This is a genomic window from Mesorhizobium sp. CO1-1-7, from assembly GCF_020164885.1.
Lineage (GTDB): Bacteria > Pseudomonadota > Alphaproteobacteria > Rhizobiales > Rhizobiaceae > Mesorhizobium > Mesorhizobium australicum.
This window is the reverse complement of the sequence record NZ_JAIUHA010000003.1, coordinates 536,317-543,225: the sequence shown is the minus strand read 5'-3', so window position 1 is coordinate 543,225 and position 6,909 is coordinate 536,317. Positions and strand designations below refer to the sequence as shown.

Here is a 6,909-nt window from a genome sequence, read left to right as displayed (position 1 = left end):
GCCGAAATGCGCGGCGCGGAAGGGGAAATTCTTTTCGATAGCATGGCGAGGCTGGCGTTCTGTCACGCCCCCCTCTGTCCTGCCGGACATCTCCCCCTCTAGGAGGGAGATTGGCAGTTCGCAGGCCGACGTTCCTTCTGCAATGTTGGTAGTTGGCGAAAGCCGCGACGCAAGTTCGATCTCCCCACTAGAGGGGGAGATGTCCGGCAGGACAGAGGGGGGCGCCTCGCGCAAACCTGTCCCCTCTGCGTTTCCCCAAGCGGCTTCTACCGCGGCGATTGCTGCGAGCGGCAACTCCTTCGAGAAGCTCAAATACTCCTGTAGGGCCAATCCGTCGTTGCTATGCTCCAGCAAATCCAACAATTCACGCGGCGTTTGCGGAATCCCGTCAACGGCATAGCCCTGTTCGCTCAAGTCGCGCAGCATGGCCAGCACGCTGGACGGCACGTCCAGCCCGACCGCATAGCCTGTGCGGCCAGGGGCACTGGGATAATCGGGAATGAGGATCGCGAGCTTGCGCTCCTCCCGCTTCGTCTCCCGCAGCCGGATGAAAGCCGCGACTCGCCCCGCCACTTGCTCCAACCGATCCAGTTCCGGGCGGTTCGCCAACGCACGATGGCCAAGCGCCGGATCGATATCGCTCTCGGCCTTGAAGGAAATGGCGCCGGCGAGGATGCGGCCGTCGAGTTCGGGCAGCACGACATGCATGGCAAGGTCGGCGGGCGCCAGGCCGCGCTGGTTGTTTTCCCAGATGTCGCGGCGCGTGGTGGCGACGATGACCTGGAAGACGGGCACGCCGGCGCGGTCGAACAAGGTTTCGACGCCGGGCTCGGCGCCGGAAGCGAACGCGGTCGCGGTGACGATCGCGGCGGGTTTCAGCGATGCGATGGCATTTTCGACGAACGCCAGCGACACCGGATCCTTCAGACTGGAAACGAAGATCGGCACCGGTGCCAATCCCCTGGAGCGCAAAGCCTCGGCCAGCGCATCGATCGGGGCGACATCGGCGGCGAGCAGCATCGATCGGTAGAAGAGAATCGGGACAATGGGAGTGCCGCTATTGGAACCGGCCGGCTCTTCCGCGACCCCCAATCCAGCCTGATAGTAACCGGCCTTCGGCACGCTGACCGGGTTGGCGACGGGCGCATCCTGTCCAGCCAAGCCTGCCAGCCTGTGCACCAGCGCGCCCATATTGGCCGGGCCGCCCTCGCGGAAATAGCCGAGCAGGCCGTCCAGTTCGGCGCGGGGCAGCGTCGAGGCTTCGACCAGCCTGAGATCCTCGTCGTGGCTTTCACCGGGAAGCAGCGCCAGTTTGATGCCGCGTTTGCGGGCAATCACCGCCAGTTGGTCGCAGCCATAGCGCCACCAGTCGTAGCCGCCGAGGATGCGCACCAGGATGACTTTGGCGTGGCGGGCGACGCTGTCTATCCAGAGGTCGACGGACATGGGATGGCGCAGGTCGCGCAGTGCGGCCAGCCGCATCGAGGGCAGGCGACCAGCGTCGGCCTTCCACGCCGCAGCCAGTCCGGCGAGATCGCTGTCGGTGAAGGACAGGGCTACGATATCCGCCGGCGCCTGCCTGAGATCGACAGGCTCGGCGAGGTCGTCGAGCGAGGCGGAGGTCGTGGTGAGGATGTGCATCGCGGCCCGGGCCTGAAATCAGCCGGCGAGGATACGTTCGATCGCCGGGCGGTTCAGCCCCTTGAGGCCAATGACGACGAGCCGCGAGCGGCGGTCGTCCCCAGCGGTCCAGGCGCGGTCGTAGTAATGATTGACGCGCGGGCCGACGGCTTGCAGCAGGAGCCGCATAGGTTTGCCGCCGACCTCGACGAAGCCTTTCACGCGCAGCACGTTTTCCTGTTCGGCGGCCGCGGCGACGCGCTTGGCCAATTCGTCCGGATTGGCGATCGAGGGAATGTCGACGATGAACGTGTCGAAGTCGTCATGCTCATGGTCGAAGGCGCCGTCATGATGCGACTTGCGGTTCTCGATGTCGTCCTCGACGGCGAGACCGAGCCCGAGCAGCACCGAGGGATCGACCTTGCCATGAGACGTCGGCACGATCTTTACGGCGCGGGCCGAGTGTTCGTTGACGATGGCCTTGGCGCGGGCTGAACCGGCGGCGTCCATCAGGTCGCTCTTCGACAGGATGATCAGGTCGGCGCAGGAAATCTGGTCCTCGAACACTTCCTCGACCGGGTCGTCATGGTCGAGGCTCTCGTCCTGCGCGCGCTGCGCCTGCAGGGCGTCCATGTCATTGGCGACGCGGCCTTCCGCCAGTGCGGGACCGTCGACCACGGCGATGACGCCATCGACGGTCACGCGGCTCTTCACCGTCGGCCACTGGAAAGCCTGGACCAGCGGTTTGGGCAGAGCGAGGCCCGAGGTTTCGATCAGGATATGGTCGACCTTCGGCGTCAGCGACAGGATCTTGTCGAGCGCCGGCACAAAATCGTCGGCCACGGTGCAGCAGATACAGCCATTGGCCAGTTCGACGATGTTTTCCTCTGGGCAGGTGTCGATGCCGCATCCCTTGAGGATCTCGCCGTCGATGCCGATGTCGCCGAACTCGTTGACGATGATGGCAATCCGCTTGCCGCCGGCGTTTTCCAGGAGATGGCGGACCAGCGTCGTCTTGCCGGCGCCGAGGAAGCCGGTGACGACGGTGCAGGGAACGCGGGACAGAGATGTTGTCATGATCAATCTTTCAGCATGTCGAGGGGAGGGATGCGGGCAACGAGGCCGCGCTTGAGACTGTCGGGCCTGCCCCGCCAGGGAATGAGGCCGTCGCTCGAGGTGGCGAAGAGTTTCGCGCCAGTGACGAGATCGGCGCCGCTGCTCGCGGTCAGATCGCCGAACACATAGCTCCAGCAGCCGTCGCGCAGGATCGCGGCGCTCAGCCGGCGCTTGCAATTGCCGAGGCATTCGACCGTGCGGATGCGAATCTTCTCGCCCGAGGCGGCTTGGCGCGTATCTTCGGCCAAAAGTTCGCCGGCCCGGGGATGGGCGTCGGATCCAGTCTCGTCGCGACAGGAAGCGCAGACAATGACCGTGATGCCGGCCAGGGGATGATCCCCGCCGGACGAAATGTCGGTTGTTTCAGCCGAAAAACTGCTGTCGCGATCCACATCAGGCTCCTTGCCCGGAAAACCCGCCAGGCGATCGGATTCTTGCATTCCAGACGGCAGGTCTCCTGGCTCGCGGGTCATCGCCTTGGGTAGCCGCCTTCCCGGGACAATCCCAGTGGCTTTCGGCCTTGGCTCTTCGCTCACAGTTGCGGGGACAGCCGCGGATTTGGGATTTTCAATCCCGCACCGCATTCCCTCTTGGCTCCTCTCTTTGCCGAGAGGAGACCGTCTGGATGGGATTTAGGCTCTTGCGGGCAGCGGTGTCAACGCGAGCTTACGACACCGCGATGTCGGACAGCGCCGGGCCGAGGTCGCCGGCAGGCGTTATTTCCATGCGCTCGAGGCCAAGCCAGCCCTGCATCTGCTTCAATTCCTCGAAGAGCTGGGCTGCGGTTTCGGGCGGTGCGCCGGGCTCGGCGTAGGCGGCATGGACGCGCAGGACACTGGCCGGCCGGTCAGCCTTGAGGTCGACGCGCGCCACGATCCTGTCGCCGAGCAGGAAAGGCAGGACATAGTAGCCGTATTGGCGCTTGTCGGCCGGCGTGTAGATTTCGATGCGGTAATGGAAGTCGAACAGCCGCTCCGAGCGCGAACGCTCGAAGACGACCGGATCGAACGGCGCCAGCAGAGCGCGGGCCTCGATCTTGCGCGGGATACGGGCGTCCTTGTGAAGGTAAGCCGGCTTGTCCCAGCCCTCGACACGGACCGGCAGCAAGTCGCCGAGCTCGACCAGTTCCTCCAGCCGGCCTTTCATGTCGGCCGGCGAGAGTCGAAAATAATCGCGCAGGTCGCCTGATGTCGCCACGCCATGGGCACGGGCGGAAATGCGCAGCAATTCGCGATGCGCGTCCTCAGGCGTCGGTACCGGCAGATCGAGGATCGCCTGCGGCAGCACGCGCTCCGGCAGGTCGTAAAAGCGCTCGAAGCCGCGCCGGTGCGCGGTGGTGATGCGCCCGGCCCAGAACAGCCATTCGAAGGCGTGCTTGGCATGGCTCCAACCCCACCAGCCACCGGAGCCTTTCTGGCCTTCGAGCGCCGAAGCGGCGATCGGCCCGCGCGCGACGACCTCGCGGTAGATCTCTTCTATATAGGCTGCGTGCTCGCGGCCCCATTTGGCCAGCCCCAGATACATTTCATCGCCTTGCTCGGCGCGCTGCATGCGCCAGCGCATCAGTGGGTAGGTCTCGACCGGCAGGAACGAGGCTTCATGCGCCCAATATTCGAAGACGGTGCGCTTGCGCGTCACGGCGGCGTTGTCGAGCAAAGCGAGGGGATAGGGGCCGAGACGCGAATAGAGCGGCATGTAATGAGCGCGCACCACCGCACTGACGGAATCGATCTGCAACAGGCCGGTGCGAGACAGAACGCGGGCGAAATGGCGGCGGTCCGGCGTGCCGGCGGGGCGGGGATCGAGAAATCCCTGGGCGGCGAGCGCGATGCGCCGCGCGGCGGCAAGCGAGATCTTTTCCTTCATGCGGATGCGTCCCTGATGGACCTGTCTGGCGTCATTGCCGGCGTGATTCCCGTCCATGCTAGCAGGGTTTTGGCGGCAACCCTGTCAGGAGAGAAAAGTGGAGTTAAAAGCGAAGGAAATCAAACAGGAGCGGATGGGACCAGTTTCTCCCGGAATGCCGTCCAGCTCGGTGTTTTGAACAAGGTTTGACTTGCTTCGCTGGAAGTGCTGCGCTAACCCTCGCCGCGTTGCAGCATAGGCCCCTTAAAACGGTTCAGCGGTTAATCTGTCACGCTTCCGCATTAAGGTTCGGTGCTGTAGTCAAAGTGGATTGGCGCCAACGGAAAGCCGCTGCATGAACGCACTTCTCAGTTCGTACCTGCCCATCGTCCTGTTTATCGGCGTGGCACTGGTCGTCGGCCTGGCGCTGCTGGCGGCTCCGTTCCTGGTGGCGTATCGCAACCCCGATCCCGAAAAGCTTTCCGCCTACGAGTGCGGTTTCAACTCGTTCGACGATGCCCGCATGAAATTCGACATCCGCTTCTACCTGGTGTCGATCCTGTTCATTATATTCGACCTGGAAGTTGCCTTCCTCTTCCCCTGGGCAGTGTCCTTCTCGAAGATCGGCATGCTCGGTTTCTGGTCAATGATGGTGTTTTTGGCAGTGCTGACCATCGGCTTTGCCTATGAATGGAAAAAAGGAGCGCTGGAATGGGATTGAACGACAGTTCAGGCACCCTCGTCGCGCCGAAGCCCAAAGGTATTATCGATCCCAACACCGGCAGGCCGGTGGGGGAGGACGATCCCTTCTTCCTCGAAATCAACAATGAGCTTGCCGACAAGGGTTTTCTGGTCACCTCGACCGAGGCGCTGATCACCTGGGCGCGCAGCGGCTCGCTGATGTTCATGACCTTCGGTCTGGCTTGCTGCGCGGTCGAGATGATCCACACCTCGATGCCGCGCTACGATTCGGAGCGGTTCGGTGTCGCGCCGCGCGCGTCTCCGCGCCAGTCCGACATCATGATCGTCGCCGGCACGCTGACCAACAAGATGGCGCCGGCGCTGCGCAAGGTCTACGACCAGATGCCGGAGCCGCGCTACGTCATCTCGATGGGCTCCTGCGCCAATGGCGGCGGCTACTATCACTATTCCTATTCGGTGGTACGCGGCTGCGACCGCGTCGTGCCGGTCGACATCTATGTGCCCGGCTGCCCGCCGAGCGCCGAAGCCCTGCTCTATGGCATTCTTCTGCTGCAGAAGAAGATCCGCCGCACCGGCACGATCGAACGGTAAATCCATGGCCGCCTCCTTAAGCGAACTGTCGACCTATCTCGGCGAGAAGCTGCCTGGCCGCTTCGGCGATGCGGTATTCGCCTATGGCGAGCTCACCGTTCACGTCGAGCCTCAAAACCTGATCGAGGTGATGACCTTCCTGCGCGACGATGCGCGCTGCCAGTTCATCTCGATCATCGATGTCTGCGGTGCCGACTATCCGTCGCGGGCCAAGCGCTTCGACGTCGTCTATCACCTGCTTTCGCCGAAGCAGAATGTGCGCATTCGCATCAAGGTGCAGGCCGACGAGGAGACGATGGTGCCTTCGATCACCGGCGTCTATCCCGGCGCCGACTGGTTCGAGCGCGAAACCTACGATCTCTATGGCGTGCTGTTTTCGGGCCACCCGGACCTGCGCCGCCTGCTGACCGACTACGGTTTCGAAGGCCATCCGCTGCGCAAGGATTTCCCGCTGACCGGTTTCGTCGAAGTGCGTTACGACGACGAAGCCAAGCGCGTCATCTACGAGCCTGTGGAACTGAAGCAGGAATTCAGGAACTTTGACTTTTTGAGCCCCTGGGAGGGAACCGACTATGTCCTGCCCGGCGACGAAAAAGCGAAACAGTGAGTAGGGAAGTAGTGAGTAGTCAGTAGGAGAAAAGTTGGAGCGACGGATCGAATCTTATAGCGACTTGAAGGTGTGGCAATCAGCGATGACGCTCGCTGAAGACTGTTACCGCCACACTAAGGACTTCCCGAAAGAAGAGATCTACGGCATGACCTCTCAGATGCGCCGATCGGCGGTTTCGATCGCAGCGAATGTCGCGGAGGGATACGGTCGGGAAAACAGAGGTTCGTTCGTTCAATTTTTGCGCATGGCGCAAGGTTCGTTGAAGGAACTGGAAACGCACATACTACTGGCATGCCGGGTCGGCTTGCTGCGAAAAGACAATGAGATTGAACTGCTGCTGCGATGCGAAGAGATTGGAAAAATGATGAGATCTCTTATCCGAACGGTGCAGGCCAAGCAGGCGGAATGAAGCAGGCATTGAGATT

Annotated in this window: 8 protein-coding genes and 1 riboswitch; of the genes, 4 read left to right on the top strand and 4 right to left on the bottom strand. The window is 62.6% G+C overall.

Annotation, left to right across the window (positions count from 1 at the left end):
* The 4 genes from LB516_RS09210 to LB516_RS09195 form a co-directional block, all read right to left on the bottom strand.
* Positions 1–1,641, bottom strand: a 1,641-nt coding sequence (locus LB516_RS09210; protein WP_224719373.1) for a cobaltochelatase subunit CobN, incomplete at its 3' end; no start/stop codon positions are given.
* Positions 1,642–1,659: 18 nt separating this feature from the next.
* Positions 1,660–2,697, bottom strand: a complete 1,038-nt coding sequence (gene cobW / locus LB516_RS09205) for a cobalamin biosynthesis protein CobW (RefSeq protein WP_224594944.1) — start codon at positions 2,695–2,697, stop codon at positions 1,660–1,662.
* Between the two features lie 2 nt (positions 2,698–2,699).
* A complete protein-coding gene (locus LB516_RS09200; protein WP_140822406.1) occupies positions 2,700–3,128 on the bottom strand; it encodes a DUF1636 family protein in 429 nt (142 codons plus the stop codon).
* A gap of 37 nt (positions 3,129–3,165) precedes the next feature.
* Positions 3,166–3,373: riboswitch (cobalamin riboswitch) on the bottom strand.
* A gap of 29 nt (positions 3,374–3,402) precedes the next feature.
* Positions 3,403–4,602: a winged helix-turn-helix domain-containing protein gene (locus LB516_RS09195; RefSeq protein WP_224719372.1), complete on the bottom strand. Its 1,200-nt coding sequence runs from the start codon at positions 4,600–4,602 to the stop codon at positions 3,403–3,405.
* Positions 4,603–4,936: 334 nt separating this feature from the next.
* Between LB516_RS09195 and LB516_RS09190 the strand changes: the two genes are divergently transcribed.
* The 4 genes from LB516_RS09190 to LB516_RS09175 are packed head-to-tail and all read left to right on the top strand — an operon-like array spanning position 4,937 to position 6,893.
* Complete coding sequence (locus LB516_RS09190) at positions 4,937–5,302, top strand: NADH-quinone oxidoreductase subunit A (protein WP_010910112.1); 366 nt, start codon at positions 4,937–4,939, stop codon at positions 5,300–5,302.
* Positions 5,293–5,874 carry a NuoB/complex I 20 kDa subunit family protein gene (locus tag LB516_RS09185; protein WP_015317338.1) on the top strand — a complete coding sequence of 194 codons (582 nt, stop codon included), beginning with the start codon at positions 5,293–5,295 and terminating at the stop codon, positions 5,872–5,874. The genes LB516_RS09190 and LB516_RS09185 overlap by 10 nt, the downstream gene beginning before the upstream one ends.
* Positions 5,875–5,878: 4 nt before the next feature.
* Positions 5,879–6,481: an NADH-quinone oxidoreductase subunit C gene (locus tag LB516_RS09180; RefSeq protein WP_015317339.1), complete on the top strand. Its 603-nt coding sequence runs from the start codon at positions 5,879–5,881 to the stop codon at positions 6,479–6,481.
* Positions 6,482–6,515: 34 nt separating this feature from the next.
* On the top strand, positions 6,516–6,893 hold the full coding sequence (locus tag LB516_RS09175) for a four helix bundle protein (protein WP_224719371.1): 378 nt from the start codon (positions 6,516–6,518) through the stop codon (positions 6,891–6,893).
* Positions 6,894–6,909: the final 16 nt, after the last annotated feature.